The sequence below is a fragment of the Metamycoplasma auris 15026 genome, from assembly GCF_000367765.1.
Taxonomy (GTDB): Bacteria; Bacillota_I; Bacilli_A; order Mycoplasmatales; family Metamycoplasmataceae; genus Metamycoplasma; species Metamycoplasma auris_A.
The window spans coordinates 1-1,095 of the sequence record NZ_AORI01000016.1 but is presented as its reverse complement, the minus strand read 5'-3'; the positions used below and the strand labels follow the sequence as shown (position 1 = coordinate 1,095).

At 28.3% G+C, this 1,095-nt stretch carries 2 protein-coding genes; both read left to right on the top strand.

The window, feature by feature from the left end; all coding sequences use genetic code 4:
- Nucleotides 1-72: 72 nt before the first annotated feature.
- On the top strand, nucleotides 73-579 hold the full coding sequence (locus MAU_RS03340; RefSeq protein ID WP_004425638.1) for a variable surface lipoprotein: 507 nt from the start codon (nucleotides 73-75) through the stop codon (nucleotides 577-579).
- A gap of 415 nt (nucleotides 580-994) precedes the next feature.
- Nucleotides 995-1,095: variable surface lipoprotein (locus MAU_RS03590; RefSeq protein WP_152414864.1), on the top strand; the 101-nt coding region annotated here is incomplete at its 3' end.

The window sequence follows — 1,095 nt, the reverse complement described above, 5'->3', positions numbered from 1 at the left end:
ATCCCAAAATTAAATAATTAGGCATGCTTATTTTTATTAATTTTTTGAAAGGTAATTTATTCATAAACATCTATGAAAAAAACAAACAAGCTTTTCTTAGCTATCGGATCACTTTCTTCTCTAGCAGCATTACCTTTAATTGCTGCAGCTTGTGATAACTCTAAAAAAGAAGAAAAGAAAAAGGAAACTGAAAGTGCTGAAAAAAATAAGAATGCTTCAGCTTCAACTACAGCACCAGCAACCCCTACTCCAAGTGCTTCATCAGCAGAAAGAGAACAAGCTGACCAACCACAAGGATCAACAACTCATAGAAAAGAATATGATCTTGGATTAAAACCTGGTGAGCTAGAAGATCTAGTTAATGCCATTTCAACTGATAGAAAAGAAAATATAGAAGTATCAAAAAGAAAAGTTGCTGAAACTTCATCTAGAGTTTTAGAGAATTCTGAAGCTGTAGCAAATGGTGCAGATTTTAGGGGATTAAGTAGACAACAAATTGACCATGTAGCTAGCGTCGCAGATGCTATTCTAAGAAATATTCCTGATGATGAAAACGAAGCAACCGAAGAATCTAGATAATCTTTCTAATTAAAATAAGTAATATTTGTTTTCCATATCTAATATATATAATATAAATATCAATCATTGAATTTCAAATAATAATTATTGGATAAATTAATTTATTTTATTCATACACAAATATTGGCTGCGGCCAATATTTTTCTATTTTATTTAGATTATTTAAGAGGTATAAGAAGATACTAATTTCATTATTATTTATTAATACTTATAGTTTTTATATCGTTAGGTTAAAACTTAAAAAAAAGTGTGTTTTTTGGTCAAAAATAGTGTTTTTTAGGCAATTTTTACCATTTTTCCTGGCAATTTTTACGATTTTTGACAAAAAAAAAAAAAAAGTACAATGTAATTTGAGCATATGAAATATGCTGAATTTAGTGAAAGGAAAATAAAGTAATTTATCCAATCTAATATTATGAAAAAAATAAACAAAATATTATTAGCTTTAGGTTCAGTTGCTTCATTAGCATCATTACCTTTAGTTGCTGCAAGCTGCGATGGTACTAAGGAAGAAGT